This window comes from Bradyrhizobium sp. Kon56, assembly GCF_055807635.1.
The window spans coordinates 1-306 of record NZ_JBVVOU010000310.1 but is presented as its reverse complement, the minus strand read 5'-3'; the positions used below and the strand labels follow the sequence as shown (position 1 = coordinate 306).

The 306-nt window shown below is 59.2% G+C and carries 1 protein-coding gene; it reads left to right on the top strand.

The features are described from left to right. Positions 1–76 precede the first annotated feature (76 nt). A complete protein-coding gene (locus AC0L3B_RS39100) occupies positions 77–223 on the top strand; it encodes a hypothetical protein (protein WP_473383069.1) in 147 nt (48 codons plus the stop codon). The last annotated feature ends 83 nt before the right edge of the window (positions 224–306 follow it).

Genomic DNA, 306 nt, shown 5'->3' with positions numbered 1-306 from the left:
GCAAATTGCTGATAGACGATACCCTTCCCTCATTCCCGATGATGAGCGCCTGCAAGCCTAGCTGCGTGGGTTGGGGATGGATGAAGCACGATCCATCGTCACTGACGTCTATGCCGTCGTGCGAAAAGCCTCCGGTTTTTTTGAGGCGGCAGGCTGCAGCGGTGCCGATGCCAGCATGCTTTCCACGGTATGCACCCGGTTTGAAACGCAGCTGATCGCATGACCTGGGTGCGCAGCCGAAGACGACGTCACGTCCGTCCTATTGCGCATCTGAACGCGCCAGCGGGTACACCGACTCCCAGCCAC

Bases quoted from the DNA above. Each gene is read 5' to 3' on its own strand.
- AC0L3B_RS39100 (WP_473383069.1), top strand. From the start codon at position 77: ATGGATGAAGCACGATCCATCGTCACTGACGTCTATGCCGTCGTGCGA.